General features: G+C 60.8%; 28 protein-coding genes and 3 tRNA genes. 18 read left to right on the top strand and 13 right to left on the bottom strand.

What is annotated here, in order from left to right; genetic code table 11:
- Positions 1-12 precede the first annotated feature (12 nt).
- Together AC1DV9_RS25640 and AC1DV9_RS25635 are read left to right on the top strand one after the other, a co-directional pair.
- Positions 13-477, top strand: a complete 465-nt coding sequence (locus tag AC1DV9_RS25640) for a GNAT family N-acetyltransferase (protein WP_477950494.1) — start codon at positions 13-15, stop codon at positions 475-477.
- A 19-nt stretch (positions 478-496) separates the two neighbouring features.
- The gene (locus AC1DV9_RS25635) at positions 497-769 is read left to right on the top strand and encodes a hypothetical protein (protein ID WP_477950493.1); all 273 of its coding nucleotides are present in this window, start codon (positions 497-499) and stop codon (positions 767-769) included.
- Positions 770-934: 165 nt separating this feature from the next.
- Here the strand turns inward: AC1DV9_RS25635 and AC1DV9_RS25630 are convergent, their stop codons facing one another.
- Complete coding sequence (locus tag AC1DV9_RS25630; protein WP_477950491.1) at positions 935-1,192, bottom strand: YjhX family toxin; 258 nt, start codon at positions 1,190-1,192, stop codon at positions 935-937.
- 289 nt (positions 1,193-1,481) lie between these two features.
- Here AC1DV9_RS25630 and AC1DV9_RS25625 point away from each other — a divergent pair, with 289 nt between their 5' ends.
- On the top strand, positions 1,482-1,991 hold the full coding sequence (locus tag AC1DV9_RS25625; RefSeq protein WP_477942162.1) for an N-acetyltransferase family protein: 510 nt from the start codon (positions 1,482-1,484) through the stop codon (positions 1,989-1,991).
- Here the strand turns inward: AC1DV9_RS25625 and AC1DV9_RS25620 are convergent.
- Positions 1,988-2,293, bottom strand: a complete 306-nt coding sequence (locus tag AC1DV9_RS25620) for a DUF1294 domain-containing protein (protein WP_477950489.1) — start codon at positions 2,291-2,293, stop codon at positions 1,988-1,990. The two genes, AC1DV9_RS25625 and AC1DV9_RS25620, sit on opposite strands and share 4 nt — an antisense overlap.
- Before the next feature lie 134 nt (positions 2,294-2,427).
- On the opposite strand from AC1DV9_RS25620, the gene gatB reads away from it, so the two are divergent.
- From gatB to AC1DV9_RS25595, 5 genes are all read left to right on the top strand, one after another.
- On the top strand, positions 2,428-3,933 hold the full coding sequence (gene gatB, locus AC1DV9_RS25615; protein WP_112537382.1) for an Asp-tRNA(Asn)/Glu-tRNA(Gln) amidotransferase subunit GatB: 1,506 nt from the start codon (positions 2,428-2,430) through the stop codon (positions 3,931-3,933).
- A 62-nt stretch (positions 3,934-3,995) separates the two neighbouring features.
- Positions 3,996-4,499: an N-acetyltransferase family protein gene (locus AC1DV9_RS25610; RefSeq protein WP_477950607.1), complete on the top strand. Its 504-nt coding sequence runs from the start codon at positions 3,996-3,998 to the stop codon at positions 4,497-4,499.
- A gap of 7 nt (positions 4,500-4,506) precedes the next feature.
- Positions 4,507-4,971, top strand: coding sequence for a GNAT family N-acetyltransferase (locus tag AC1DV9_RS25605; RefSeq protein ID WP_477950488.1), 465 nt, complete (start codon positions 4,507-4,509; stop codon positions 4,969-4,971).
- Positions 4,972-5,075: 104 nt separating this feature from the next.
- Complete coding sequence (locus AC1DV9_RS25600) at positions 5,076-5,471, top strand: NADH:ubiquinone oxidoreductase subunit NDUFA12 (protein ID WP_112389721.1); 396 nt, start codon at positions 5,076-5,078, stop codon at positions 5,469-5,471.
- A gap of 118 nt (positions 5,472-5,589) precedes the next feature.
- Positions 5,590-6,027, top strand: a complete 438-nt coding sequence (locus AC1DV9_RS25595) for a DUF2155 domain-containing protein (protein ID WP_477950487.1) — start codon at positions 5,590-5,592, stop codon at positions 6,025-6,027.
- A 536-nt stretch (positions 6,028-6,563) separates the two neighbouring features.
- Here the strand turns inward: AC1DV9_RS25595 and aat are convergent.
- From aat to AC1DV9_RS25570, 5 genes are all read right to left on the bottom strand, one after another.
- Positions 6,564-7,178: a leucyl/phenylalanyl-tRNA--protein transferase gene (gene aat / locus AC1DV9_RS25590; protein WP_477950486.1), complete on the bottom strand. Its 615-nt coding sequence runs from the start codon at positions 7,176-7,178 to the stop codon at positions 6,564-6,566.
- 6 nt (positions 7,179-7,184) lie between these two features.
- The gene (gene accC, locus AC1DV9_RS25585; protein ID WP_112389724.1) at positions 7,185-8,534 is read right to left on the bottom strand and encodes an acetyl-CoA carboxylase biotin carboxylase subunit; all 1,350 of its coding nucleotides are present in this window, start codon (positions 8,532-8,534) and stop codon (positions 7,185-7,187) included.
- Positions 8,535-8,544: 10 nt separating this feature from the next.
- Entirely contained in the window at positions 8,545-9,021 is a 477-nt protein-coding gene (gene accB / locus AC1DV9_RS25580) for an acetyl-CoA carboxylase biotin carboxyl carrier protein (RefSeq protein WP_112516921.1), read from the bottom strand.
- 22 nt (positions 9,022-9,043) lie between these two features.
- The gene (gene aroQ / locus AC1DV9_RS25575; protein WP_112517326.1) at positions 9,044-9,481 is read right to left on the bottom strand and encodes a type II 3-dehydroquinate dehydratase; all 438 of its coding nucleotides are present in this window, start codon (positions 9,479-9,481) and stop codon (positions 9,044-9,046) included.
- Positions 9,482-9,626: 145 nt separating this feature from the next.
- Complete coding sequence (locus AC1DV9_RS25570) at positions 9,627-10,385, bottom strand: DsbA family protein (RefSeq protein ID WP_112389727.1); 759 nt, start codon at positions 10,383-10,385, stop codon at positions 9,627-9,629.
- Positions 10,386-10,587: 202 nt separating this feature from the next.
- On the opposite strand from AC1DV9_RS25570, the gene AC1DV9_RS25565 reads away from it, so the two are divergent.
- The gene (locus AC1DV9_RS25565) at positions 10,588-11,745 is read left to right on the top strand and encodes a pyridoxal phosphate-dependent aminotransferase (RefSeq protein WP_477950484.1); all 1,158 of its coding nucleotides are present in this window, start codon (positions 10,588-10,590) and stop codon (positions 11,743-11,745) included.
- 209 nt (positions 11,746-11,954) lie between these two features.
- Here the strand turns inward: AC1DV9_RS25565 and AC1DV9_RS25560 are convergent, their stop codons facing one another.
- Positions 11,955-14,870: an Rne/Rng family ribonuclease gene (locus tag AC1DV9_RS25560; RefSeq protein WP_477950482.1), complete on the bottom strand. Its 2,916-nt coding sequence runs from the start codon at positions 14,868-14,870 to the stop codon at positions 11,955-11,957.
- A 732-nt stretch (positions 14,871-15,602) separates the two neighbouring features.
- Here AC1DV9_RS25560 and AC1DV9_RS25555 point away from each other — a divergent pair.
- From AC1DV9_RS25555 to prfB, 3 genes are all read left to right on the top strand, one after another.
- Complete coding sequence (locus AC1DV9_RS25555) at positions 15,603-16,766, top strand: N-acetylmuramoyl-L-alanine amidase (RefSeq protein WP_477950480.1); 1,164 nt, start codon at positions 15,603-15,605, stop codon at positions 16,764-16,766.
- Between the two features lie 241 nt (positions 16,767-17,007).
- A complete protein-coding gene (locus AC1DV9_RS25550; protein ID WP_112389731.1) occupies positions 17,008-19,467 on the top strand; it encodes a penicillin-binding protein 1A in 2,460 nt (819 codons plus the stop codon).
- A 99-nt stretch (positions 19,468-19,566) separates the two neighbouring features.
- Positions 19,567-20,698, top strand: a protein-coding gene (gene prfB, locus AC1DV9_RS25545; protein ID WP_112389732.1) for a peptide chain release factor 2 whose coding sequence is annotated in 2 segments (ribosomal slippage) — positions 19,567-19,635 and positions 19,637-20,698 — 1,131 coding nt in all. Because the reading frame shifts where the segments join, the coding sequence is not laid out codon by codon here.
- A gap of 55 nt (positions 20,699-20,753) precedes the next feature.
- On the opposite strand, the gene AC1DV9_RS25540 is transcribed toward prfB, so the two are convergent.
- Positions 20,754-21,074 carry a hypothetical protein gene (locus tag AC1DV9_RS25540; RefSeq protein WP_477950479.1) on the bottom strand — a complete coding sequence of 107 codons (321 nt, stop codon included), beginning with the start codon at positions 21,072-21,074 and terminating at the stop codon, positions 20,754-20,756.
- Positions 21,075-21,310: 236 nt separating this feature from the next.
- Here AC1DV9_RS25540 and AC1DV9_RS25535 point away from each other — a divergent pair, with 236 nt between their 5' ends.
- On the top strand, positions 21,311-22,135 hold the full coding sequence (locus AC1DV9_RS25535) for a hypothetical protein (protein ID WP_477950477.1): 825 nt from the start codon (positions 21,311-21,313) through the stop codon (positions 22,133-22,135).
- A gap of 117 nt (positions 22,136-22,252) precedes the next feature.
- On the opposite strand, the gene AC1DV9_RS25530 is transcribed toward AC1DV9_RS25535, so the two are convergent.
- A tRNA-Thr gene (locus AC1DV9_RS25530) sits at positions 22,253-22,328 on the bottom strand.
- A 271-nt stretch (positions 22,329-22,599) separates the two neighbouring features.
- Here AC1DV9_RS25530 and AC1DV9_RS25525 point away from each other — a divergent pair.
- Positions 22,600-23,373 carry an NAD kinase gene (locus AC1DV9_RS25525; protein WP_112389735.1) on the top strand — a complete coding sequence of 258 codons (774 nt, stop codon included), beginning with the start codon at positions 22,600-22,602 and terminating at the stop codon, positions 23,371-23,373.
- 2 nt (positions 23,374-23,375) lie between these two features.
- Entirely contained in the window at positions 23,376-23,900 is a 525-nt protein-coding gene (locus AC1DV9_RS25520) for a hypothetical protein (RefSeq protein ID WP_477950475.1), read from the top strand.
- A gap of 53 nt (positions 23,901-23,953) precedes the next feature.
- Here AC1DV9_RS25520 and AC1DV9_RS25515 read toward each other — a convergent pair whose 3' ends face one another.
- The 3 genes from AC1DV9_RS25515 to rlmB all read right to left on the bottom strand — a co-directional run bounded on the left by AC1DV9_RS25515 (position 23,954) and on the right by rlmB (position 25,293).
- Positions 23,954-24,091, bottom strand: coding sequence for a hypothetical protein (locus AC1DV9_RS25515; protein ID WP_442208792.1), 138 nt, complete (start codon positions 24,089-24,091; stop codon positions 23,954-23,956).
- 62 nt (positions 24,092-24,153) lie between these two features.
- A complete protein-coding gene (locus AC1DV9_RS25510) occupies positions 24,154-24,312 on the bottom strand; it encodes a hypothetical protein (RefSeq protein WP_477950474.1) in 159 nt (52 codons plus the stop codon).
- Positions 24,313-24,402: 90 nt separating this feature from the next.
- Positions 24,403-25,293 (bottom strand): 23S rRNA (guanosine(2251)-2'-O)-methyltransferase RlmB, encoded by an 891-nt coding sequence (gene rlmB, locus AC1DV9_RS25505; protein WP_310298666.1) that lies wholly within the window; start codon positions 25,291-25,293, stop codon positions 24,403-24,405.
- 203 nt (positions 25,294-25,496) lie between these two features.
- On the opposite strand from rlmB, the gene AC1DV9_RS25500 reads away from it, so the two are divergent.
- The 3 genes from AC1DV9_RS25500 to AC1DV9_RS25490 all read left to right on the top strand — a co-directional run.
- Positions 25,497-25,581, top strand: a tRNA-Tyr gene (locus tag AC1DV9_RS25500).
- Between the two features lie 31 nt (positions 25,582-25,612).
- Positions 25,613-25,686: transfer RNA gene (locus tag AC1DV9_RS25495), tRNA-Gly, on the top strand.
- A gap of 198 nt (positions 25,687-25,884) precedes the next feature.
- Positions 25,885-26,031 (top strand): GTP-binding protein (locus AC1DV9_RS25490; protein ID WP_421387882.1); only part of this gene is annotated, 147 nt, incomplete at its 3' end.

Raw genomic sequence — 26,031 nt, 5'->3', positions numbered from 1 at the left:
ACAATTCGGAAAATGACCTTCGCCGACCACATCGTGGTCGGCGAAGTTGGTTTTGCGGCTTGGTTGTCGAGCATAAAGGGAGAGGAAGTATTCTCCGATTCCAGCATCGTCGCAGCCGCCCGAAAGGCCTTCGTCGATTATCCCGCGTCAGCCAAAGGCGATGTCGCGGTTGCCGAGATTGGCGGCAAGGTCGTCGGCTGGGCTGCCCGTGAAGATGCGCCCGCTTACATTTCAGACCTCTGGGTCGATCCCGCCTTCCAGGGTCGCGGCATCGGGGCAGTGCTGCTTGCGCATTTCGTCAGCGTCATATCCGGTGAAGGCTACCGTATCGTCAGGATTAACACCCGCGCCACCAATACCGGCGCCATCCGCCTCTATGAGCGAGCCGGCTTCTCGATCGTCAGGAGCGGCTTTGAACGCGATGCGAGCCTGGGAGTAGACCTTGAAATGGTGAAGCTCGAAATGCATCTCAGATAGGCAACGCGGAGAGGTGGCCATGTCCAAAATTGATCTCGAAAATCTGATCGAAGCCCTCGACCGCCTTGCGGCCGCGGGCTTTGTCATGGGCGCCGAATGGACCGATGTTCACAACATCTGCCAGGCCGACGAAGGTCAGCGCCCCTTCGACTGGGGCCACGCCCTCTGCCATCGCATCGAGGGCGATGATTGGAACGCCGACTACTGGTACCGCCGCGCCGGACGGGCTCGCGGAACAGGAACACTGGCTGAAGAGTGGGCGGCGATGAAGGCTGAGTTGGCAACTTCGTAGCTCCCTCATCTCTGTGCTTGTCACAGAGATTCAGCCACGGCGCGTCTGCGCCGTGATAAAGAGTCTTACGCGCCAAGGACATGGCGCTGCTGGATTCCTGTGACGAGCACAGGAATCAGGGCAAAGTGAAAAGACTGGCCCATTCAAGAGCCAGCCTCCGGTTTCTCACCTGTTATCCTGCTCCGCCCTCACCAGCACCAATCCCCGCTCGGTAATTCGATACGGCTTGCCGCCCTGTGAGCGGATGGCCCGTTTCTGCTTGAGTTTGCGGAAGGTGAGGATGTCGATGCCGGAGAAGACCCAGCCTTCTCTGGTGAAAAGTTGAAGCTTCTCGATGGTGCGGTCTTCGCCGCGGGTGAGTTCGATCCGGCCGCCCTGGGCGAGCAGGTGCAGGATGCGCTGTTCGGTGCGCGAAATGTCCATTGTTGTGTTGATCCGGTCTGGCGCTCGAAAGCGCACAAAAAAACGATCCGGCGTTCAAGGCGAACGGCGGGGCTTCGTTTTTTTCTGGCCCATGCGCGCAAGCAGCTTGCGGGCAGGGCCCTTAGCGGGTCTCAGACGAGTTCAACATAAGGTTTGCCTAACCCACGCACAGGTTGCCGTCAAGCGCGCCAGATTCGCAACGCGCCTGCAAAAACGGTGCGAAAGCCGCGCAAACCGATGGAAAAACTGGCGATTCGGTGTTCTACTTTGATCATTGAACGGGGGTTCCATGATCCACATTCGCAATGCCCGCGAGGGCGAGGCGGACCTTTTGAGTGAGATCGGCCTCAGAGCCTGGCAAAAGGCGATGGTGGCCATGGGCGAGACGGACGCGCTGCTCGATGCAGCGCGGAGTGCCTTTACGAACTTTGCACGCAACAGCTGGCTGACGATTACGGTGGCCGAACTCAACGGCCAGATTGTCGGCTGGGGCGCCCGGGAGAAATTCGACGAAACGATCTCGGATTTCTGGATCGACCCGGCCTTCACTCGCCAGGGTGTCGGCGCCGCGCTGCTGGCGCAGATCGAGACGGATATCGCCGACCAGGGTTTCTCCAGCGCCGGCATGCAGACGCATTCGGGTAACAACGAGGCTATCAACTTCTTCCAGAAGCACGGCTATAGCATCCACTGGCTGTCGATCGTCTACAACCCGAAGCTTGATCGCGACGTACCCTCCGTCGGTTTGACCAAGCCGCTCGAGAGCGGGGGCGACGGAACATATGGCCCTGATTTCTAGAGAAGTCCCAGCCGATCCAAGCCGAATAGTGCCGCCAACCCTCCGCAGAGCGTTGCATGAAGCACAGCGATCGCCAGCAGAAATGAGCGGAACGGCTCCTTCCGCGTCTTGTGCCGGAGCAAGCGCTGGGCCGTAACCGCACCCGGGCTGCCTCCAAGCAGCGCCAGCGTCATCAACGTTTGCTCGCTGATGCGCCGGCCTCCGGCACGCGCAGCTTCCTTGTCGAAGAAATAGACGGCGAAGACCAAAAGGTTGTAGGCCAGCAGCAGAGCGGCCAGCATGAACGGATCAGTGGCAGACATAGTCGGATGATAGCGCGCCAGCGTTAATAGCGCGAAAACGCATAGCACGTCCGCGAGGCGCCGAAAGCCTTGCACCGGCAGGCCATTTCCGTTACCTCACCAGATGAAAAGAACAGCCTCCCGAAGAGTATCACATGACCCTTGTCGACGTTCGCACGCCTGATCCGAAACGCTTCATTCCCGGCGCCACCGGCGATTGGGAAGTCATCATCGGCATGGAAGTCCATGCGCAGGTGCTGTCGAATTCGAAGCTCTTCTCCGGCGCCTCGACGGAATTCGGCAAGCCGCAGAATTCGAATGTCTCGCTCGTCGACGCCGCCATGCCCGGCATGCTGCCTGTCATCAACGAGGAATGCGTCCGTCAGGCGGTACGCACCGGTCTCGGCCTGAAGGCGCAGATCAACAAGCGGTCGCTGTTCGACCGCAAGAACTATTTCTATCCCGACCTGCCGCAGGGCTATCAGATCTCGCAGTTCAAGGATCCGATCGTCGGCGAGGGCCAGATCGTCATCTCGCTCGGCCCGGATCGTCAGGGCCAGTTCGAGGACATCGAGATCGGCATCGAGCGCCTGCATCTGGAACAGGATGCCGGCAAGTCGCTGCATGACCAGCACGCGACCATGTCTTATGTCGACCTGAACCGTTCTGGCGTCGCGCTGATGGAGATCGTCTCCAAGCCCGACATGCGCTCGTCCGATGAGGCCAAGGCCTACATGACGAAGCTGCGCTCGATCGTCCGTTACCTCGGCACCTGCGATGGCAACATGGACGAAGGCTCGATGCGCGCCGACGTCAACGTTTCCGTGCGCCGTCCGGGCGAGGGCTTCGGCACGCGCTGCGAAATCAAGAACGTCAATTCCATCCGCTTCATCGGCCAGGCGATCGAATACGAAGCCCGCCGCCAGATCGGTATTCTGGAGGACGGTGGCTCGATCGACCAGGAAACCCGTCTCTTCGACCCGAACAAGGGCGAGACGCGCTCCATGCGCTCCAAGGAAGACGCGCATGACTACCGCTACTTCCCGGATCCGGATCTGTTGCCGCTCGAGTTCGACGATGCTTTCGTCAGCGCGCTGGCAAAGGACCTGCCGGAGCTACCTGATGACAAGAAGGACCGCTTCGTCCGCGAACTCGGCCTGTCGATCTATGACGCGTCGGTGCTGGTATCCGAAAAGGCGATTGCCGATTATTTCGAAGCCGTTGCCGAAGGCCGCGATGGCAAGACGGCTGCCAACTGGGTCATCAACGACTTGCTCGGCGCCTTGAACAAACTCGGAAAAGATATTGAATCGACTCCGGTTTCCCCGGCTCAGCTCGGCGGCATCATCGACCTGATCAAGGCCGAAACGATTTCCGGCAAGATCGCCAAGGACGTCTTCGAGATCATCCTCAACGAGGGTGGCGATCCCGCTGAAATCGTCGAAAGCCGCGGCATGAAGCAGGTGACCGACACCGGCGCCATCGAAAAAGCTGTCGATGAGATTATCGCCGCCAACCCCGATCAGGTTGCCAAGGTTCTCGCCAAGCCGACGCTGGCTGGCTGGTTCGTCGGCCAGGTCATGAAGTCGACCGGCGGCAAGGCCAACCCGCAGGCCGTCCAGGCGCTGGTCAAGGCCAAGCTCGGCATCGTCGAGGAATAACCGGCGTTAGCCGAAGAGCGTGAGCGGCCTTGGATCTCGGGCGCCGTCAGGAGAAAGCCTTGGTGTATTTTGTCCGCACCGCCGGTGAGCGCGATCTGGAGAAGATCCGCGCCGTGCTGGTGGAAAGCTTTCATGCGACCTACGACCGTTTCTATGGCGTGCCGAAGGTCGATGAACTGATCGCCCACCTGTTTTCGCCGGCGGCGCTGAAGGCGCGGCTGGCAAAAAAGAATGCCGAATTCGTTGTCGCCGACAGCGGCAAGGATATCGGCGCGGTCGGCTATACGGCTATGTCCGCCGATTTGGCAAAGACGGCGATCCTGCATCTCCTCTACGTGCGTCCGGCGCTGCAGCGTCAGGGCATCGGCCGCGACATGTTTGCCGAGCTGGAAACCTGCTTTCCAGATGCGGAGATCATGCGTCTCGAAGTCGAGCCGAAGAACGAGGATGCGATCGGCTTCTACAGCAGGCTCGGTTTCATAGAGGCCGGCCGCAACGAGAATGTCGGCCCCGGCCAGTCGGGTATTGCGACGCTGGTGCTTGAAAAACATCTTCCCGCCCATTGAGGCCATCATGACCGGCAAGCTCATCATCCGCGAGGCCCGGCAGGACGATCTTGCCGCGTTGATCGCGCTTTTTGCCGCCGACGATATCGGCGGCCATGGCGATACGACCGACGAGAGCGCTTACGCCGATTATCTCAGGGCCTTCTCGGCGATCGCGGCAGCGCCGGACCAGATGCTCTATGTCGGCGAGCTGTCAGGCCAAGTCGCCGGCACGTTTCAGATTTCGATCGCGACGACGCTGACCGGCCGCGGCGCGTCCTTCATGATCATCGAGGCGGTGCAGACGCGCGGCGACTTGCGCGGGCAGGGCATCGGCAAGCAGATGATCGAGTTCTGCATCGCAGAGGCAAAAAGCCGCGGCCTTGCCCGCGTCCAGCTGATCTCGAACGGCAAGCGCAAGGATGCCCACCGGTTCTACGAGCGCCTGGGCTTCGCGCCATCGCATCTCGGCTTCAAGATGGCCTTGAAATGAACCGTTGCAAATCTGGAATCACTGGACAATCCGGTCATCCGGCGGCATAAGCGAGTGAACGAATTCCAGTCCCGCTTGACCTCTGCCAAGCACAAGGAACAGACATGAAGAACTTCCTGCTGCACATTTTCACCTGGTGGAACCACTACACGCTGGGAACACGGTTTGCGCTTCGCGGTTTCAAGCGTGTTGGCGAAGATGAGCTCGGCAATGTCTATTACGAAGGCGGTCTGTCTTCTTATGGTCTGCCGAAGCGCTGGGTGATCTACAGCGGCTATGCCGAAGCCTCGGCCATTCCTCCAGGCTGGCACGGCTGGATGCACCACCGCACCGACACCCCGCCGTCGAAGGAAAACTACGCCGCCAAGGAATGGGAAAAGGCGCATCGCGCCAACCCGACCGGCTCGCCGCAGGCTTATCGCCCGCCGGGTTCGCTGTCGGCCACCGGCGAGCGTCCGCGTGTTACCGGCGACTACGACGCCTGGACGCCTGGCAACTGAGTTCGCCGACCGCAAAGCGGGCCGTCCGGCCCGGCTTTTGGCCACAATTGACCTTTACCCGCAGGTTGGCCGCGGAAGCTGCGGCCATTATCATGAGATGCGGTGGAGACGGGTAGATATGCAGCTTTTCACGCGGAACCAGGTCCTGCGTGCCGCCGGGATCGCCCTGGCGCTTGGCTCGCCGCTGTTGCCGCAGATTGCTTCTGCCGCGCGCATCGAAAACCCTGTCGCCGTCTTCTCCGGCCTCGACAAGATCACCGGCCGCATCACCACCTTCGACGTCTATGTCAACGAAACGGTCCAGTTCGGCGCGCTGCAGGTGACGCCGAAAGCCTGTTATTCGCGCGACCAGTCGGAGGCGCAGAAGATCGACGGTTTCGTCGAAGTCGACGAAATCACCCTCGACCGCAAGATCCGCCGCATCTTCACCGGCTGGATGTTCGCCGACAGCCCGGGTCTGAACGCCGTCGAGCACCCGATCTATGACGTCTGGCTGAAGGACTGCAAGGCGCAGTCGGACGTGCCGGCACCCGGTGGTGCGGCGAAGGCTAAGTGATTTCCTGATTACTGGTTTGGGCCATTGTGGCCGGCCCTCGTCCTTCCAGGCCCTTCGGGCACCTCAGGATGAGGGGCGGAGTGGCTGTTGGCGCTGGAGTGCCCGTCGCTGGTTTTCATTCTAGCTCCGAGCCGAAGCGTCCAAGAGAGCCCTCATCCTGAGGCGGGAGCAAAGCGACCCTCGAAGGACGGGGGCGGGTGCCCTGGTCCCATAGTTTTACCCGGAAGTGCCGGCATCTGATGGTGCGGCGAAGGTTAAGTAGAAATCTCTTTTGTTGGTTGGCCTTGGTGCCCGCCCCTCGTCCTTCGAGGCCCTTCGGGCACCTCAGGATGAGGGGCGGAGTGGCTGTTGGTGTGCTAGAAGTATCCGTCACTGGTTTCATTGGAACCGGGCTGAAGCGTCCAAGAGAGCCCTCATCCTGAGGTGGGAGCGAAGCGACCCTCGAAGGACGGGGGCGGGCACACCTATCCCGCAGCAAGCCCAGCCTCACGAAAGCCCTCATCCCGAGGTGCCCGAAGGACGAGGGTGGGCGCTCCCTAAAACGCCAGATGCGGCGAATCCATCGCGGCATCCAGCATCACGGCATACTCATCCTTCGGCACGTCGATCGCCCCGAACGTCTTGAGATGTTCCGTCGTGAACTGCGTATCCAGCAGCCTGAACTCTTTTTCCCTGAGACGTTCGACGAGATGCACGAGGCAGATCTTCGAGGCGTCGGTGCGCCGCGAGAACATGCTCTCGCCGAAGAACGCCGCGCCCAGCGAGACGCCATAGAGTCCGCCGACAAGCGTATCGCCCTCCCAGGCCTCGACCGAATGCGCATGGCCGATGCGGTGGAGGGTCGAATAGAGCTGCCTGATGGTGCCGTTGATCCAGGTGCTCGGGCGCCCGGAGGTTTCCGCCGCGCAGGCCGAGATCACCGCATCGAAATCATGATTGAACCGGATGTCGAACGGTTGGCGGCGAATGGTCTTCGCTAGGCTCTTGGAAATGTGGAAATCGTCGAGCGGGATGACGCCGCGAAGTTCGGGCTCGACCCAGAAGATCTCCGGGTCATCGGCCGATTCGGCCATCGGGAAGAGGCCGATGGAGTAGGCGCGCAGGAGGATCTCCGGGGTAATTCCTGGGGACTTCCTGCGCGACCCTGCCATTCGTGATCAGGCCGGCTTGGTGCTGGCGAGATACTGTTCCAGCCAGTGGATGTCGTAGTCGCCATTCGCGATGTCCTGGTTCGAAACCAGATCCTGGAACAGCGGCAGCGTGGTCTTGATGCCATCGACGACGAACTCGTCCAGCGCGCGGCGCAGACGCATCATGCATTCGACGCGGGTGCGCCCGTGCACGATGAGCTTGCCGATGAGGCTGTCGTAGTAAGGCGGGATCTTGTAGCCCTGATAAGCGCCGCTATCGATGCGAACGCCGAGGCCGCCCGGTGCATGGAAATGCGTGATCGTGCCGGGCGAGGGCACGAAGGTGCGCGCGTCTTCGGCGTTGATACGGCATTCGATGGCGTGGCCCTCGAAGTTCACTTCCGCCTGCGTCACCGACAGACCGCCGCCCGAGGCAACGCGGATCTGTTCGTGCACCAGGTCGATGCCGGTAATGGCTTCGGTGACCGGGTGTTCCACCTGCAGGCGGGTGTTCATTTCGATGAAATAGAACTCGCCGTTTTCATAGAGGAATTCGATCGTGCCGGCGCCGCGATATTTCAGCTTCTTCATGGCGTCGGCGCAGACCTGGCCGATCTTCATGCGCTGCTCGACGTTGAGCGCCGGGGAATTGGCTTCTTCCCAGACCTTCTGGTGGCGGCGCTGCAGCGAGCAGTCGCGTTCGCCGAGATGGATCGCATTGCCTTCGCCATCGCCGAACACCTGAACTTCGATGTGGCGCGGCTTGCCGAGGTACTTTTCCATGTAGACGGCTTCGTTGCCGAAAGCGGCTGCCGCTTCGGTGCGGGCCGTCGACCAGGCTTCGATCACGTCGGCTTCGGATTTCGCGACCTTCATGCCGCGTCCGCCGCCGCCGGCGGTTGCCTTGATCAGAACGGGATAGCCGATCTCGGCCGCCGTCTTGATGGCGTCTTCTTCGGTCTTCACTTCGCCGTCGGAGCCGGGAACGACGGGGATGCCGAGTTCCTGCGCCGTCGTCTTGGCGGTGATCTTGTCGCCCATGATGCGGATGTGATCCGCAGTCGGGCCGATGAAGGTGATGCCGTGGGCCTCGAGAATATCCGCAAACTTGGCGTTTTCGGACAGGAAGCCGTAGCCGGGATGCACGGCATCGGCGCCGGTGATTTCGCAGGCTGCGACGATCTGGTGGATGTTCAGATAGCTGTCGCGCGACGGCGGAGGGCCGATGCAGACGCTCTCGTCGGCAAGGCGCACATGCATGGCGTCGGCATCGGCGGTGGAGTGAACCACGACGCAGGGAATGCCGAGCTCCTTGCAGGCGCGCAGGACGCGCAGCGCGATTTCGCCGCGGTTTGCAATGAGGATTTTCGAGACCATGATGCCCGCCTTATTCGATGACGACGAGGGCCTGGCCGTATTCGACGGGGCTGCCGTCTTCGACGAGGATTTCCGTGACCTTGCCTGATTTCGGCGACGGGATCTGGTTCATGGTCTTCATCGCTTCGATGATGAGCAGCGTCTGGCCTTCCTTGACGGTCGAGCCGACTTCGATGAAGGCGCGTGCGCCCGGAGCCGGTGCCATGTAGACGGTGCCGACCATCGGAGCGCTGACCGTATTGGCCGGGTTGCGGGCCGGGGCAGCGGCTACTGCCGGAGCGGCCGCAGGTGCGGCGGCTGCAGGCGCAGGCGCATAGGCCGGAGCACCGCCGATCGGCGCCTGGACATATTGAACATTGCCGCCGCGCGAGACGCGGATGCGCAGATCTTCCTGCTCGACTTCGATTTCCGTCAGGTCCGTGTCGTTCAAGATGTTCGCGAGGTCACGGATCAGTGCCTGGTCGATACCCGATTTCTTTTCAGCCATGAGTGTTTGCCCTGTCTTCTTCTTATGCCGTAAGGTTCTTCAGCGCGTGAAGCGCCAGAATGTAGCTGTGAGGCCCGAAGCCGGCGATCACACCCTTGCAAGCAGGGGCAATCATCGACTTGTGGCGGAATTCTTCGCGTGCATGCACGTTGGAGATATGGAGCTCGATCACCGGAATGGAAATGGCCTTGATCGCATCATGCAGTGCAATGGATGTATGCGTGTAGGCTCCGGCATTGATCGCAACGCCTGCAGCCTTGTCGTTTGCTTCATGAAACCAGTCGACGAGCGCACCTTCGTGGTTGCTCTGGCGGAAATCGATCTCGAGACCGAGTTCCTGGCCCGCAGCCCTGCAATCAGCTTCGATGTCCTTGAGCGTCTTGCCGCCATAGATGCCGGGTTCTCTTTTGCCCAGCATGTTCAGGTTGGGCCCGTTCAGGACGAAAATGGTTTGCGTCATCGAATGTTCCATTAAATGCACGAGGGCAACCTATAGACTCCCCATGCCCTTAATGAAAGCCCTTTGGGGTGGGCAGCCGGAATCGTGCCATATTTGTCCACATGGCTGAAACGCTTAGATTTTGGCGATTTGATGAGCGCCGCTCTCAGCAGCTCGTCTTGCCGCAGGTGCGCATGTTCTTGACCTTGGCTTCCAGGTCGTCGAAACCGACTGCACCTTGCACCAGCTCGTTGCCGATGACGTAGGAGGGCGTGCCGGTGATGCCGAGCTTCTGGGCAAGATCATAGGCATTCTGCACCGAAGACGTGTCGGGGCTCTTTTCCATCTCGGCGCGGATCTGCTTTTCGTTGACGCCGAGCGAGGAGGCCACTTCGATGGCGCTGTCTTCGTCGGCGCGGCCTTCGCTGCCGAGCAAGGCCATGTGGAACTTCTCGTATTTTTCAGGCGCCAGCTTGCGGAAAGCGTCGGAAACCTTGTGCGCGGCAACCGATTCCGGGCCGAGGATCGGGAATTCCTTGAGCACGAAGCGGACGTTCTGGTCCTTCTTCAGCATCGTCTGCATGTCGGTCAGCGCGTGACGGCAATAGCCGCAATTGTAATCGAAGAACTCGACGATGGTCACGTCACCCTTCGGGTTGCCGATCGAGATATCGTCCTTGGCTTCGAAAATGCTCTTGCTGTTTTCGCCGATCACCTGGTTGGCTTTGACGAGCCGGGCCTCTTCCTGCTTCTTCTGCAGCGCGTCCTGAACGTCGAGCATGATCTCGGGATTCTGGATCAGGTATTCCTTGATGAACTCGCCGAATTCCTTCTTCTGCGCGTCGTCGAGAGCAGCAGCGGGAAGGGGCATCGCAAAGCTGGCAGCGAGCGCAAGGGCGGTGAAGGTTTTCGGAAAGAGAGCCATTGTGTCCTCGTCGGCTGATCGAATGCGATGCCGCTTCATAACATCGCCCGGTTAATGGGCTGAAACGTTCGGCATCAAATTACGGTGTGCGGCCCGGCCATCAAACAGGATTTTTCTGGATCGCGGCGCAATCGCGGGATTGTGATGCACCTGATAATGCGGCAATTGTCTGGCCGCAATTGAATATCCGGAGTTTTAGCCCTTGTTTTCCGTATCGAAGCGCAGCGAAGTCGAGCCTTTCCACGCCATGGACGTTCTGGCGGAGGCGACCAAACGGCGTGCCGCCGGTCACCCGGTCATCTCGATGGCGGTTGGCCAGCCGTCGCATCCGGCACCGAAGGCGGCCCTCGACGCGGCCCGTTCGGCTCTGACGGAAGGCAAGATCGGCTATACCGACGCGCTGGGGACGGCGCGGCTGAAACATGCGCTCGCCTGGCATTATCGCGATCGCCATGGGTTGGAGATTGATCCGGCGCGCATCGCCATCACGACGGGTTCCTCGGCCGGTTTCAATCTCGCCTTCCTGTCGCTGTTCGATGCGGGCGATGCCGTGGCTATCGCCAGGCCCGGCTATCCGGCCTACCGCAATATTCTCGGCGCACTCGGGCTGAAGGTGATCGAGGTCGCCGTGACGGCCGAGACGCATTTCACGCTGACGCCCGAAAGCCTTGAAGCGGCGCAGCGCGAGAGCGGCGTCAAGCTCAAGGGGATCCTGCTTGCGAGTCCGGCAAACCCGACCGGAACGGTCACCGGCAGGGCGGCGCTGAAGGCGCTTGCCGATTATTGCGCCGCTCAATCGATCGCCTTCATCTCCGACGAAATCTATCACGGCCTGACCTTTGCCGGGGAGGAGACCAGCGCGCTGGAACTGACAGACGAGGCAATTGTCATCAATTCCTTCTCGAAATACTATTGCATGACCGGCTGGCGGATCGGCTGGATGGTTTTGCCGGAGCGGCTCGTTCGCCCGATCGAGCGCGTTGCCCAGAGCCTCTATATCTCTCCGCCGGAGCTGTCGCAGATCGCCGCCACCGCGGCGCTTGGCGCTGCCGCCGAGCTCGATGTCTACAAGGCGAGCTACGCCACCAACCGCGATTTCCTGCTCCGCCGCTTGCCCGAAATCGGCCTGCCGGTGGCCTCGCCGATGGACGGCGCCTTCTACGCCTATGTCGACGTGACGCGGTTCAGCAATGACAGCATGGCCTTTGCCAAGCGCATGCTGGCGGAGATCAATGTCGCCGCGACGCCGGGCCTCGATTTCGATCCGCTCGAAGGCAACAGGACGATGCGCATGTCTTACGCCGGCTCGCAAACTGAGATCGCCGAAGCCGTCGAGCGCATGGCCCTCTGGCTGAAATAGAGTCCGCGCTCAAGCGCTTAGACGCATTTCCTGACTCATTTTGTCAGACAGGTGAATCAAGATCTGAAGAGGCTTGCTGCCGCGAGGCAAAGCCGGATTGGCCTTCTCGACTTATCTCGGATGCCCCTTTCCAATCTCTCCAGGATACGGAATCAAAAAAGCCGGCTGTGTCGCCACAGCCGGCTTTTCATTGATCAATCAGCGGTCTCTCAGAAGAAGCCGCGGCGCTGCCACCAGCCGGCCTTCTTCGGCTTGCCGTCGCCCTCGGGCTCGGCAGCTTCGCTGCGCGTCGATTTGACGGTCGGCGAAGAGGAGGAGACGTTCGAGCCGCGATTGGCGCGGGCCGACTTCGCTTCTTCCGTTGCCGGGGCGTCGAGATCGGCAGAGGCTTCCACCGTCTCGGCTTCGGGTGCAGGTTCGGCAGTTGCTGCGGCAGCCGGAGCTTCCTCGGCAACGACAGGCTCTTCCACTGGCGAAACCTCGACAGCCTTCTTGCGGCCACGGCCGCGGCCCTTCGCGGGCTTGACGTCCTCGGTGACGAAGGCGCCTGTTTCGACAGCTGCCATAGCCGTCTGGCCTTCGGCCGCATCTTCGGAAACGGCCTCGATGACTTCAGCCTGCGTCTCGGCTGCCGCGCTTTCGGCAGCGTCACCTTCGCCGGCTTCGCCGTCAGCGTCCGTCTCGCCGTCAGTACCCTCGGCGCTCAGTTCGCCGTTTTCGTCACGGTTGCGGCGTCCGCCACGCTTGCCGCGGCGGCGGCGCTTGCGGCGCTGTTCGCTCTCGCTGTCGGTTTCGGCGCGGGCTTCCGCGGTGCCGGCAGCGGCTTCGTCGCCCTCTGCGCCTGCATCGTCCTCGTCACCTTCTCCATCGTCGCCCTCGTCACCGGAAGCGTCGTTGGCCGACTGCTGTTCATTTCCGCCACGTCCGCCACGGCGGCGGCGACGCCGCTTGCGCTTGCGGTTGCCGGCTTCGCCATCGCTCTCGGCGCGTGCCTGCTGGGCAGGACGCTCGCTGGCGGCTGGCTTTTCTTCCAGTTCTTCGTCTTCTTCTTCGTCCACCTCGATCACGACATCGTCGTCGTCATCTTCAGGGATGGCCGCGAAGTTGAACAGGGTTTCGATCTTCACCGGATTTTCGACCGGCTCGCCGCGATCGATCGCAAAGTGCTGCGATCCGACGCTGTTGTCGGCGCCGATGATGATCGCCACGCCGAAGCGGGTCTCGTAATCGACGATCGACTGGCGCTTGTGGTTCAGAAGATAGAGCGCGATGTCGGGCGTGGTGCGCACCGTGATGTCGTGCGTCGTGTTCTTCAGCAGATATTCTTCGATACCGCGCAGCACATGCAGGGCGACCGAAGACTGCGAACGGACGTGACCGGTACCGCCGCAATGCGAGCAGACCTGGGTCGTCGATTCCAGAACCGAGGCACGGATACGCTGGCGCGACATTTCGAGAAGGCCGAAATGCGAGATACGGCCGACCTGAATGCGGGCGCGGTCGTTCTTCAGGCATTCCTTCAGACGCTTCTCGACAGCGCGGTTGTTGCGCTTTTCTTCCATGTCGATGAAGTCGATGACGATCAGGCCTGCAAGGTCGCGAAGGCGAAGCTGGCGCGCAACTTCGTCGGCGGCTTCGAGGTTCGTCTGCAGGGCCGTGTCTTCGATCGAATGCTCGCGGGTCGAACGGCCGGAGTTGACGTCGATCGAAACCAGCGCTTCCGTCTGGTTCATGATCAGGTAGCCGCCCGACTTCAGCGTCACCTGCGGCTGCAGCATGCGGTCGAGCTGCGCTTCGATGCCGGAGCGCGAGAAGATCGGGTGGATGTCGCGGTAAGGCTGAACCACCTTGGCGTGGCTCGGCATTAGCATCTTCATGAAGTCTTTCGCTTCACGATAGCCTTCTTCGCCGGCAACGATGACTTCGCCGATATCCTTGTTGTAGAGGTCGCGGATCGAACGCTTGATCAGCGATCCCTCTTCATAGACGAGGCAAGGGGCCGTCGACGCCAGCGTCAGCGTGCGGACGTTTTCCCAGAGACGCATCAGATATTCGAAATCGCGCTTGACCTCGACCTTGGTGCGGTTGGCACCCGCCGTGCGCAGGATGACGCCCATGCCCTGCGGCACTTCGAGCATCCGGGCGATTTCCTTCAGGCGCTTGCGGTCCTGCGGATTGGTGATCTTGCGGGAGATGCCGCCGCCACGCGCCGTATTCGGCATCAGCACCGAGTAACGGCCTGCGAGCGAGAGGTAAGTGGTAAGAGCTGCACCCTTGTTGCCGCGCTCTTCCTTGGCGACCTGCACGAGCAGGATCTGGCGGCGCTTGATGACTTCCTGGATGCGGTACTGCTTGCGCGGCTTGCGCTGAACGCGATCGGGAACTTCTTCCATCGCGTCTTCCGCGCCGACCGATTCGATCACTTCTTCTTCGTGGTCATGATCGTCGTCGTCATCGTCGTCATTGCCGCGGCGGCGGGAATCGACGTCTTCGGAAATCGAGTCCGTCTCGACCATGGCAGCCATCGAGCTGCCGTTCGAGTCGTCGTCGCTATCGACGGAAGCAACCGGCGCTTCGACATCGGTCGGGACGGCATCTTCGGTCGCGGTGGTCTCGACAACCTTCTTGCGGCTGCGGCGCGGCTTTGCAGCCTTCTTTACCGGAGCAGCGTCTTCGGCAGCCGGAGCTGCTTCCGCCTCGATCGCGGCAGTGGCCTCGGCCGTAGCGTCTGCTGCCGGCTCGTCCTTGGCGACGATGCCGATGTCGGGCTGGTCCTGGTTGGCCGGATCGTTCATCGGCGCGGTTTCGACGTGCTCGACGTCGTCGTCGCGGCGATGTTCTTCAGCTTCCGCGCGCAGCAGCGCCTGGCGATCGGCCAGCGGGATCTGGTAATAGTCAGGGTGGATTTCGGCAAACGCCAGGAAGCCGTGCCGGTTGCCGCCGTAATCGACGAAGGCGGCCTGTAGCGAGGGTTCTACCCGCGTTACCTTTGCAAGATAGATGTTGCCGCGAATTTGCTTCTTGTGCTGCGACTCGAAGTCAAATTCTTCTATGCGGTTCCCGCGAACGACAACGACGCGCGTCTCTTCCTCGTGAGACGCGTCGATAAGCATTTTGTCTGCCATGTAAGCTGTGCTCCTCGGCGCAGCCTCATACGCGCATCCCCGCCAGTGTCTGAGACAGGCGGGGTGCGGTCAGGAGGGGTTGCGCCGGATAATGAAAGTCGCGCTTGGTTCGGGAGGGCAGGCAACAGCCAGGCAACAGCGGGGAAGATATTCTCCCGGGGCCTGTAGACTTTGGATAAAACCTGCTGCGACACCATTATGACCAAGCGAGATCGACAATACTAAGACCCGTAGGTCCGATGAGTTTGCTCCTCGGAGCGGTTGGTGGCTATCCACCGATGAAGTTTCCGCATACGCCGGAAAAATCAGAATCCAGTTCACTCGGAAAGAAACACGTATGACGGCGGACGATTGCCGGTTGCGGCGCCAGGTCCTCTCAGGGGTTGGCAGCCTTCGCGGCGACTCTATCCCGTCAGCACTTCTAACCTGAAATCGTTGTATGGTTTCTCTGTCACAATAGCAAGGGAAAAGCCAAATGTGCCATAATATTGATGGATTTCGGCACGCATAGAAAATCGGGGATCCGTGGTACCGATTCGATGCGCTATGCTGGACGCCGGGCATCGGGCGGGCGCTGCCGGGCGGCGCGGATCATGTGCCCGGGGACATATGCAATGACAAATAGGGTGTGGCGGTCGATTGTTTAAGAGGGAGCGGCCCATAGCGGGGCAATCCGGCAACCGGAAGAATGTTTTTGCGGCGGCGCTCGCTGCCGCGGCGCTGTGTCTTGGAATGGCGACCGCGATTGCTGCCGACGGCGCCAAGCCCGAGCCGCTGCTGGCCTACGGTGCCCGGATCATCGGCGATGACGCCCGCACCCGCATCGTCATCGATTTCGACCAGGCCCCCAGCTTCTCCATCCATTATATTGCCAATCCCGAGCGCATCGTCGTCGATCTCCCGGCGACCGCCTTCGGTTTCGATACCAAGCAGTTGGAAGCGCGCGGTCTCTTCAAGGATATCCGCTACGGCGCGATGGGTGAGGACAGTGCGCGAATCGTGCTCACCGCCATCAAGCCGGTGAAGCTGGCGATTGCCAAGGTCCAGCAGGATGAGGACGGCAAGGGGCACCGCCTGGTGCTCGACGCCGAGATGACGTCGAAGGAAGCCTTCGCGGCGCTCGTCAAGGCTCAGACCTGGAACGACGCCGATGACCAGCAGGTGACTAGCGCCATTCCGGCGGCAGAGGCCGCCAAGCCCGGCGATTTCGTCATCGCCGTCGATGCCGGTCACGGCGGCATCGATACCGGCGCGATCGGCGTCGATACGAAAACCGAAGAAAAGCAGGTGACACTGGCCTTCGCCAAGGCGCTGGCCGACCGGCTGAACCGCGAGCCCGGCATCAAGGCGTTTCTGACCCGCGACAATGACGAGTTCCTCTCGCTTTCCGAGCGCGTGCAAATTGCCCGCCAGAACCATGCCGGCCTTTTCATCTCGCTGCATGCCGATACGCTGAAGCAGAAAGATATCCGCGGGGCGACCGTCTATACGATCTCCGACAAGGCATCCGACAAGCTCGCCGCCGATCTTGCTGAACGTGAAAACCTCTCGGATCAGATTGCCGGCAAAGAAACCGTCGCCGAGCCGCCCGAAGTGGCCGATATCCTGCTCGACCTGACGCGGCGCGAGACGCAGGCGTTTTCGATCTCGCTGGCCGAAAGCGTCCTGAACTCCTTCAAGGACCAGATAGGCACCATCAACAATCCGCACCGCCATGCAGGTTTCCAGGTTCTGCGGGCGCCCGACGTGCCATCGATCCTCGTCGAACTCGGCTTCCTCTCGAATGTCGAAGACGAGAAGCTGCTGCTCGATGAGACCTGGCGCGGCAAGATGGCGGACCTGATGACCGATGCGGTTAAACGCTATCGCTCGTCCGTCGTCGCCAATGGCGGCTGACGCCGTGGCGAACATGTAACAGCGTGGACGAAAGCCGGGGACGGGACTGGAATGGGGCAGAGGAGCCCTATTTTGCTCACATTCAGGCCGTTACTCGCCGCTATGTTTCTGACCCGAGAGGCGGATTCGGCTTGTCGCAGTGCCGCTCATGGAGTAAGCCGCGCGCAATGTGTAGATTGCGCGCTCCGATGTGATGATATCGCCTGTGCCGATTGAAGATTTGGAATACCGGTAGCCCAATATGATCAGACTTCTTGGATATTTCTTCGGCATTGCTTGCGTCATGTTTCTTGGCGCCGCAGCTGTCGTTGCCGTCTATTTGGCAAACGTCGCGAAGGATCTCCCCGATTACGCCGTGCTGAACAGCTACGCACCGCCGGTCACCACCCGCGTTCACGCCGGCAACGGTGCGCTGATGGCCGAATATGCCAAGGAGAAGCGCCTGTTCCTGCCGATCCAGGCAATCCCGGACCGCGTCAAGGCGGCGTTTCTTTCGGCCGAAGACAAGAACTTCTACAATCACCCGGGCGTCGACCTAACCGGCCTTGGCCGCGCCATCCTCGTCAACCTGCAGAATTTCGGTTCCGGACGCCGCCCGGTCGGCGCTTCGACGATCACCCAGCAGGTCGCCAAGAACTTCCTTCTGACATCCGACCAGACGATCGACCGCAAGATCAAGGAAGCGATCCTCTCCTTCCGCATCGAGCAGGCCTATTCGAAGGACAAGATTCTCGAGCTTTATCTCAACGAGATCTTCTTCGGCCTGAATTCCTACGGCATTGCCGGCGCGTCACTCACTTATTTCAACAAGTCGGTCACCGAGCTGACGATCGCCGAAGCCGCTTATCTGGCGTCGCTGCCGAAGGGGCCGGCGAATTATCATCCTTTCCGCCACCCCGAAGCCGCTCTCGAGCGCCGCAACTGGGTCGTCGACCGCATGGTCGAGAACGGTTATGTCAGCAAGGAAGACGGCGAAGAGGCAAAGAAGCAGCCGCTCGGCGTCACTGCCCGCAGCACCGGCCCGTCGCTCTTCGCATCCGACTATTTTGCCGAAGCCGTCCGCCGCCAGCTGATCGATCAGTATGGCGAAAAGACGCTGTATGAAGGCGGTCTTTCGGTCCGCACCTCGCTCGATCCGCAGATGCAGCTTGCCGCCCGCAAGGCGCTGCAGGACGGCCTGACCACCTATGACGAACGCCGCGGCTTCCACGGCGCGCTGAAGACCATCGACACGACATCGGATTGGGGCAAGGCGCTGGCCGATATCCCGGCGCTCTCCGATGTGCCCGAATGGCGCCTGGCCGTCGTTCTGGCGGTTTCCGACGATGGCGCCGACATCGGCTTGCAGCCACCGAAGGATGGCAGCGGCAAGATCGGTGCCGAGCGCGAGCGCGGCACGATCACCGCCAAGAACATGCAGTGGGCCTACCGTTCCTCGACGGGCGACCGCAAGACCGCCAAGTCGCCGGAAGGCGTGCTGTCTCCTGGTGATGTGGTCTATGTCGCGCGTCAGGGCGACGAGACCTCGACATCCTACCGCCTGCAGCAACCGCCGAAGGTTCAAGGTGGCCTCGTCGCCATGGACCCGAAGACCGGCCGCGTGCTCGCCATGGCCGGCGGCTTCTCTTACGGCCAGTCTGAATTCAACCGTGCGACGCAGGCGATGCGTCAGCCGGGTTCGTCCTTCAAGCCTTTCGTCTACGCTGCCGCCATGGACAACGGCTATACGCCGGCCTCGGTGATCATGGACGCGCCGATCGAGATCGTTTCCGGCGGCCAGGTCTGGAAGCCTGAAAACTATGGCGGCGAAGTCGGCGGCCCCTCGACGCTGCGCTCCGGTATCGAGCATTCGCGCAACCTGATGACGGTGCGCCTTGCCAATGACCTCGGCATGAACATCGTCGCCGAATATGCCGAGCGCTTCGGCATCTACGACAAGATGCCGCCGCTGCTCGCCATGTCGCTGGGTTCCGGCGAAACCACGGTGCTGCGCATGGTCTCGGCCTATTCGGTTCTTGCCAATGGTGGCAAGCAGATCAAGCCGACCCTGATCGACCGCATCCAGGACCGTTACGGCAAGACCATCTTCAAGCATGAAGAGCGCGTCTGCGATGGCTGCAATGCCGGCGACTGGCAGAACCAGGAAGAGCCCAATATCGTCGATAACCGCGAACAGGTTCTCGATCCGATGACCGCCTACCAGATCACCTCGATGATGCAGGGCGTCATCACCCGCGGTACCGCCGCAGGCAAGGTCGATCTCGGCGGCCGCGACGTTGCCGGCAAGACCGGTACGACCAACGACGAGAAGGACGCCTGGTTCGTCGGCTTCACGCCGGATCTCGTCGCCGGTCTCTATATGGGCTTCGATACGCCGGCTCCGCTTGGCCGCGGCGGCACGGGCGGTGGCCTCTCGGCGCCGATCTTCAACGAATTCATGCAGGCAGCCGTCAAGGACATGCCGCCGTCGAAATTCGTCATTCCGCAGGGCATGAACCTCGTCGCCATCGACCGCAAGACCGGCATGGCAGCGCAGGAAGGCGATCCGAACACCATCATCGAAGCCTTCAAGCCAGGCACCGGCCCGGCCGACAGCTTCTCGGTCATCGGCATGGACGGCACCATGGCGCCGGAAGAAATCCTCAAGACTTCGCCACAGGCCAATCAGGCGGTCCAGTCTGGCGCCGGCGGCCTCTATTAACATCATCCGCAGAGACGGTGCGGCGGCGCGGGCTTTACATCCGCGGCCGCCGCAACTATTTGACGGGCCAGCTCAAGACCAACGCAAAGAAGCAGGACAATGCGCGCCGAGATCATAAACGTAGTCGATGAAACCAAGCAGGCTATCACCCTGCTGAGGAGGCATCTTTGACTGGGACCAGGCGATAAGACGGCTGGACTGGTTGAACAACAAGGCAGAGGACCCGAACCTCTGGAACGATGCCCAGGAAGCCCAGAAGCTGATGCGCGAGCGCCAGCAGCTCGATGACGGCATCAATGGCGTGAAGCAGCTCGAACAGCAGCTGAACGACAATATCGAGCTCATCGAAATGGGCGAGGAAGAGGGCGACGAAGGCGTCGTCAAGGACGCCGAGGATGCGCTGAAGGGCCTGAAGGCCGAAGCTGCGCGCCGCCAGGTGGAGGCAATGCTCTCTGGCGAAGCCGATGGCAACGACGCCTATCTCGAAGTCCATTCCGGCGCCGGCGGCACCGAGAGCCAGGACTGGGCCAACATTCTGCTGCGCATGTACACGCGCTGGGCCGAACGCTCGAAGTTCAAGGTCGAGCTTCTCGAAGTTCACGACGGCGAAGAAGCGGGCATCAAGTCGGCGACGCTGCTCGTCAAGGGCCACAATGCCTATGGCTGGCTGAAGACCGAATCGGGCGTTCACCGCCTGGTGCGTATTTCGCCTTACGACAGCAATGCACGCCGCCACACGTCCTTCTCGTCCATCTGGGTCTATCCTGTCATCGACGACTCGATCCAGATCGACATCAATGAAGGCGATTGCCGCATCGATACCTACCGCTCGTCGGGCGCCGGCGGTCAGCACGTCAACACCACCGACTCGGCCGTGCGCATCACGCATATGCCGTCGGGCATCGTCGTGCAGTGCCAGCAGGAACGTTCGCAGCACAAGAACCGCGCCAAGGCGTGGGACATGCTGCGCGCCCGTCTCTACGAAGCCGAACTGAAGAAGCGCGAAGACGCGGCCAATGCCGAAGCCGCCTCGAAGTCGGATATCGGCTGGGGCCACCAGATCCGCTCCTACGTGCTGCAGCCCTACCAGCTGGTCAAGGACCTGCGCACAGGTGTTGCCAGCACCGCTCCGGGCGACGTGCTCGACGGCGAGCTCAACGAGTTCATGGAAGCAGCACTCGCGCACCGCATCAGCGGCAAGCCCGATGCCGTCGTCGACGACATCGACTGAGCCGCGCAGGCTGGACAATAAAAAAAAGCCCCGGACATCCGGGGCTTTTTTCGTTCTAGAGGTTCAGGCGGAAATAGACGCCGTTCCGATGCGGCCGGTAGTAGCGGTCGCGATACCGCCAATCGCGATCACCCCGCCAGCGCCGCTCGGCCCGCCAATCCCGGTGGTGACGGCGGTCATAGCGCCAGCTATCGCGATAACGCGGGCGATGATCCCTGTAGTAGCGGCGATCCCGGTGCCGGACCTGAACCACATCGCTCTTCTCGACGGCAGCGACCGGCGCCTGAGACCGCGGAATCGCCGCCGCAGGCTCGACGGCAACGAAGGCCGAACCGATGGAAAGAACAGCAGCAACCGCCAAATGGACGATTTTCATAGCGCATCTCCTTGCTATTTCATGACCCAAGGTGACCCCGCGGGCCTGAACTCGCTCTGAAGACGGGCTTCATGTCCGGTTCATCGAAGAGGACAAGAGATAGAGCGGCTTGAGCAACGAGAGATGCGACGGCGCACAGATAGCATCAGCGTCGTCGTGGCTTGCCTGCTCGATCGCAAGCCCGGCAAAAGCCTTCTATCGTTTAACAGTACTTGGCCTATTCGATGGAGACGGACATGGATGAACCATTTCCCGCTATGTTCGAGCAATATGTGCTCCTGCTGACCGCAAAGCGCACGATGCTGAGAGCCGAGGCGGCAAGTGTCACCACGCTCGTTGCCGGTTCGTCGCATGGCGATTTCGGCTTCGATCCGGCGTATCTGCCCGGATCTTTCAACCTGTGCTGCCGATCACAGGATCTGAAATACTCCTACTTTCTCTACAAGACCCTTTCGGAGCAGCTCGAGTCGCTCCGCACCATCGTTGTCTTCTATTCGGTTTTCTCACCGGGATGGGTGCTCGATCGCTCGCGATCCGAAGGCATGATCTCGGTGGCTATCAATGAGCTGTTCAATCTCGGATTGGACTACCAGGATCCGTCGCTTACCAGCCTCTACGAAACCGTGGTGGGCAAACTTGGGGATTTGTCCGTGGACGTTTCGGGGCGCTCCGGGTTTCTGCCCGACTATAACAAGAGCTTCATGCCTCCGCGCATGACGACGGAACAGCGCGTCGCAGATCACATGAAGTTCAATCGTCGGGAAAACGCACTTCCTTATCTCGACATGTTGATCAGCTTGTCGGCGCAAAACCGCCACAGGCTGCTTGTCGTCGTTCCCCCAGTCCGAAGCGATTTCCGGATTCGCGCCCCAGGTGCCGAATTGTTTCGCGGTCTGAAGCAGCGAACCGATGGGCATGCTCACGTCCAGGTGCTTGATCTCTATGACCACGATGATTTTGAAGACGGCTTTTTCGGAGATATGGATCATCTCAAGCCGTTGGGTCCAGGCACGGCGCTGCTGTCGCGTCTGGTTGACGAGGCCTTGAGTCGCGGGTCATGAGCGGGCGCAATCGCGCCGTGCGCCATGTTTTGGGAGCGCAGCGTCAAATTCTGGAACAGGCACCCGCCTGCGGAGCAGGCGCCATCCGGCTACGCTTCTGATTTCGCTGTGAGTGAGTGGTGCCCCCGGCAGGGTTCGAACCCGCGACCCCCTGATTACAAATCAGGTGCTCTACCAACTGAGCTACAAGGGCAATGCGTGCCAACTACCAGATTCTGACTTCGTGTAAAGGCAAAATCCGGCATCGGCGCGAATTCGTGAACGGTGATGGCGGCAAAATCGTGGAAATCGTGCTGGGGCATCGGATATCGCGGCAGTCGCGCTTGGCCGGACATCGTCGCGAAACCCGTCGGGACCATTTTGTTCGCGCCTATCGAGTTTCCACAGGTCGCGTTGACGTGCAAAACACCTTGTCGCACAAGCCCTTTATCCTTTAGCTAGGCGAGCATAACAAAGGGCATTGCATGGGCCGGTCATTTCAGACGCTTGGTTTTCTGGCTTCTTCCACGACTGAAGCGCTTGCTGCGCGCGAGGAGCTGATTCGGATCTACGGCGACGTGCCGGCCGAAGAGGCGGATGTGATCGTCGCGCTCGGCGGCGATGGCTTCATGCTGCAGACGCTGCATGGAATTATGAACAGCGGCAAGCTGGTCTATGGCATGAACCGCGGCTCCGTCGGCTTCCTGATGAACGATTATCGCACCGAAGACTTGCAGCAACGCATCTGTGCTGCTGTCGAAAACGTCTTCCGTCCGCTGCAGATGACGACGGCCAATGCCGATGGCACGAATTCCGAGGCGCTCGCCATCAACGAGGTGTCGCTGTTTCGCCAGTCCTATCAGGCGGCCAAGCTTCGCGTCGAGGTGGACGGCCATGTCAGGCTGCCGGAGTTGATCTGCGACGGTGTGATGGTGGCGACACCGGCGGGCTCCACCGCCTACAATCTCTCCGCACACGGCCCGATCCTGCCGCTGGAAGCGCCGCTTCTGGCGTTGACGCCGGTCAGCGCCTTCAGGCCGCGGCGCTGGCGTGGCGCGTTGCTGCCGAACAAGGTGACGGTCGATATCCATATTCTGGAAGCGGAGAAGCGGCCCGTGAACGCCGTTGCCGATAATTCCGAGGTCAAGTCGGTGCTGCATGTGCGCATCGCCCAGTCGGAGCACATGACGGCGCGCATCCTCTCCGATCCCGATCGTTCGTGGTCGGACCGCATTCTGGCAGAACAGTTCGAGGACTAACGATGAGGGCAGGGACTTTTCTATTGGCGGCCACACTCCTGACGGGCGCAGGGATTGCCAAGGCGGCTCCAGGTACAGAGACGATCCTGCCGTCCGCTGTCACCTTCGCCACCAGCACGGGATATTGGGAAGAGAGCAAGGCTGACATTGCCATCGAACGCACGCCCGAGACGTCAGGCAAACCCGTATCTGCCGATCAGACGGCGGCAAAACCCGGAGAGCCGCGCCATGGCTACTACAAGCTCTTCTCCGTCCGCCAGGATGACCGCACATCGAAGGTCTATCTACAACAGGTGGCGCAGACCGATGGCGGGCCGCAGATCATCTCTACTGTGGAACTGCACGAATTCACCGATCTCAAGCCTTACGTCACCGATATCCGTCCGGAGAACTCGACTGGGATCATCAAACAGCCCGGACTGTTCGCCACCGTCTATTTGAAGACCGATCCGGATGCCGAGCCGGATGGCTGGACCGTGCTGATCGATGAGTTCGGAGAGATTTCCGTCGAAAAGGCGACCAACTGACAAAAAAGCCCCAGCGATACCGGGGCTTTTCTTTTGCTCGGTCGGGGGCCGGCCTATTGCTGCACAGGCTCGTTGATGCTTGCCTCGATCTTGGCGCCGTTGCCGGTCTGTCCGGTGCCGGATGGCGCCATCATCACGATGCTCAGCACCGAGCCAACCAATATAACTACGACGGCGATCATGATTCGCATGCGTTCTTCCTTGCATTAACCTGCGGGACAAACGCGCGGAGATGTTTGAGGTTCCAGAAGCCCTATTGCACAGGGGCTGGGGCAGAGGGGCCGGGGGGCGAGGGGGCCAGCGGATCGGGCTGGCGCACCGGATGGGAGGGATCGACCCAGACGAGGCTGAGAATGATGCCGACGAAGACTGCGACGAACAGAATGCCGAACAGGAGGGGCCGGATTGCCATGCCGGATCGTTTCCTTCTCTCTTGCTGTTTTCGGTTCGCCGCCATCTAGCCCCGGCATGCGTTCATTTTGAGACCCCGGTTCTATTTGTCCTATTTCGCGAGATACTGCCGGGCCGCATACATGGCGATGGCAGCCGCGTTCGAAACGTTGAGCGACTTGATGGCGCCGGGCATATCGAGCCGGGCAAGCGCATTGACCGTCTCGCGGGTCTTCTGCCTGAGGCCCTTGCCCTCGGAGCCGAGAACGAGCGCCACCTTGTCGCCGCTGAAGGTTCCTTCGAGAGCCGCCGGTCCTTCCGAATCAAGACCGATCGTCACGAAACCGAGCTTGTGCAGCTCGCCGACGGCGTCGGCCAGATTGGTGATCTGGATATAAGGAATCAGTTCCAGCGCCCCGGATGCCGATTTGGCCATCACACCTGATTCTGTCGGGCTATGTCTCTGGGTGGTGATAACCGCGCCGGCGTTGAACGCCACTGCCGAGCGCATGATGGCGCCGACATTATGCGGATCGGTCACCTGGTCGAGAACCAGAAGCAACGGGCTGTCCTTCAAGGCTTCCAGCCGGCGCACGGGCAGGGGCCGCGTCTCCAGCATCACGCCCTGGTGGATCGCATCGGGGCCGAGCACTTTGTCGATATCCTGCGGAGACACCATCTCGACGGGGATCTTCATGTCCTCGGGATTGATCTCGAGGCGCGCCAGCGCATTCTGCGTCACGGACAGCTTGATGTTCTTGCGCTCGGGATTTTCGAGCGCCGCGCGAACCGTGTGCAGGCCATAGAGATAGACCTGCTCAGGCGCCAGAACCGGCGGCTTCCAGTCGTCGCCGCCGCGCTTGCGCTTCTGGGGGCCGGGGGTCGGTATGTCACCGCGCTCGCGCTTTGCATCGCGGTGCTGGCGGCGCAAGGTCGCATAATGCGTATCCTTGGCGGTTTTGTCGGTGTCGGGCTTGCCGGTGAATTTGTTGTCTTTGCTCATGCGGCTTTTATAACGGCGGCAACTCTCCGCGCATAGGACTTCTTTCACAGAGGGCCTTTCAACAGGCGATGAAATTTTTCACATTTTTTCCGCAGTCATCGTGTTGACATGAGGAAATCGTCCGGTCATATACGCGGCGCAGACCGAGGGGCGGCAACGCCAGACGGTCGCAAGCTTGGTCTTCCGATCCAGACGAAACGAATGGAGAGATGCCCGAGTGGTTAAAGGGGACGGACTGTAAATCCGTTGGCTCAGCCTACGTTGGTTCAAATCCAACTCTCTCCACCATTCGTTCTCTGGTCGGGCCAAGACCAATCCCGCGGGTATAGCTCAATGGTAGAGCAGCAGCCTTCCAAGCTGAATACGCGGGTTCGATTCCCGCTACCCGCTCCAGTTTTTCCTTTTAGCTTCAGGTTGTTGCGCCGCGCTTTTGGCGGTGGATCTTGCGTTGCGTCAATTGCTTCCCATATGGGCAGCAAACCCCGGAATGCCGTTCGCAATTAGGTCTTGCGCAATCTCGCCGAAAGCCTTAAACGGCGGCACTAAACCGGTTCGCCGGGGTCACCCATTTCGTTCACAGGAAGCATTCAAATGGCAAAGAGTAAGTTTGAGCGCAACAAGCCGCACGTAAACATCGGCACGATCGGCCACGTTGACCACGGCAAGACGTCTCTGACGGCAGCGATCACGAAGTATTTCGGCGAGTTCAAGGCGTATGACCAGATCGACGCTGCTCCG

The sequence above is a fragment of the Rhizobium sp. 01L410 genome, from assembly GCF_056400165.1.
This window is presented reverse-complemented; position numbering and strand designations above follow the sequence as displayed.

Coding starts and splice junctions, on each gene's coding strand:
- AC1DV9_RS25605 (WP_477950488.1), top strand. CDS start 4,507: ATGACCGGCAAGCTCATCATCCGCGAGGCCCGGCAGGACGATCTTGCC.
- AC1DV9_RS25540 (WP_477950479.1), bottom strand. CDS start 21,074: ATGAAAATCGTCCATTTGGCGGTTGCTGCTGTTCTTTCCATCGGTTCG.
- rlmB (WP_310298666.1), bottom strand. CDS start 25,293: ATGAGCAAAGACAACAAATTCACCGGCAAGCCCGACACCGACAAAACC.
- AC1DV9_RS25525 (WP_112389735.1), top strand. CDS start 22,600: ATGGGCCGGTCATTTCAGACGCTTGGTTTTCTGGCTTCTTCCACGACT.
- AC1DV9_RS25550 (WP_112389731.1), top strand. CDS start 17,008: ATGATCAGACTTCTTGGATATTTCTTCGGCATTGCTTGCGTCATGTTT.
- AC1DV9_RS25630 (WP_477950491.1), bottom strand. CDS start 1,192: ATGGACATTTCGCGCACCGAACAGCGCATCCTGCACCTGCTCGCCCAG.
- AC1DV9_RS25555 (WP_477950480.1), top strand. CDS start 15,603: ATGGCGACCGCGATTGCTGCCGACGGCGCCAAGCCCGAGCCGCTGCTG.
- AC1DV9_RS25620 (WP_477950489.1), bottom strand. CDS start 2,293: ATGTCTGCCACTGATCCGTTCATGCTGGCCGCTCTGCTGCTGGCCTAC.
- accC (WP_112389724.1), bottom strand. CDS start 8,534: ATGGTCTCGAAAATCCTCATTGCAAACCGCGGCGAAATCGCGCTGCGC.
- AC1DV9_RS25510 (WP_477950474.1), bottom strand. CDS start 24,312: ATGGCAATCCGGCCCCTCCTGTTCGGCATTCTGTTCGTCGCAGTCTTC.
- AC1DV9_RS25535 (WP_477950477.1), top strand. CDS start 21,311: ATGGATGAACCATTTCCCGCTATGTTCGAGCAATATGTGCTCCTGCTG.
- AC1DV9_RS25640 (WP_477950494.1), top strand. CDS start 13: ATGACCTTCGCCGACCACATCGTGGTCGGCGAAGTTGGTTTTGCGGCT.
- aroQ (WP_112517326.1), bottom strand. CDS start 9,481: ATGACGCAAACCATTTTCGTCCTGAACGGGCCCAACCTGAACATGCTG.
- AC1DV9_RS25595 (WP_477950487.1), top strand. CDS start 5,590: ATGCAGCTTTTCACGCGGAACCAGGTCCTGCGTGCCGCCGGGATCGCC.
- AC1DV9_RS25625 (WP_477942162.1), top strand. CDS start 1,482: ATGATCCACATTCGCAATGCCCGCGAGGGCGAGGCGGACCTTTTGAGT.
- AC1DV9_RS25570 (WP_112389727.1), bottom strand. CDS start 10,385: ATGGCTCTCTTTCCGAAAACCTTCACCGCCCTTGCGCTCGCTGCCAGC.
- gatB (WP_112537382.1), top strand. CDS start 2,428: ATGACCCTTGTCGACGTTCGCACGCCTGATCCGAAACGCTTCATTCCC.
- aat (WP_477950486.1), bottom strand. CDS start 7,178: ATGGCAGGGTCGCGCAGGAAGTCCCCAGGAATTACCCCGGAGATCCTC.
- AC1DV9_RS25515 (WP_442208792.1), bottom strand. CDS start 24,091: ATGCGAATCATGATCGCCGTCGTAGTTATATTGGTTGGCTCGGTGCTG.
- AC1DV9_RS25520 (WP_477950475.1), top strand. CDS start 23,376: ATGAGGGCAGGGACTTTTCTATTGGCGGCCACACTCCTGACGGGCGCA.
- AC1DV9_RS25635 (WP_477950493.1), top strand. CDS start 497: ATGTCCAAAATTGATCTCGAAAATCTGATCGAAGCCCTCGACCGCCTT.
- AC1DV9_RS25560 (WP_477950482.1), bottom strand. CDS start 14,870: ATGGCAGACAAAATGCTTATCGACGCGTCTCACGAGGAAGAGACGCGC.
- accB (WP_112516921.1), bottom strand. CDS start 9,021: ATGGCTGAAAAGAAATCGGGTATCGACCAGGCACTGATCCGTGACCTC.
- AC1DV9_RS25600 (WP_112389721.1), top strand. CDS start 5,076: ATGAAGAACTTCCTGCTGCACATTTTCACCTGGTGGAACCACTACACG.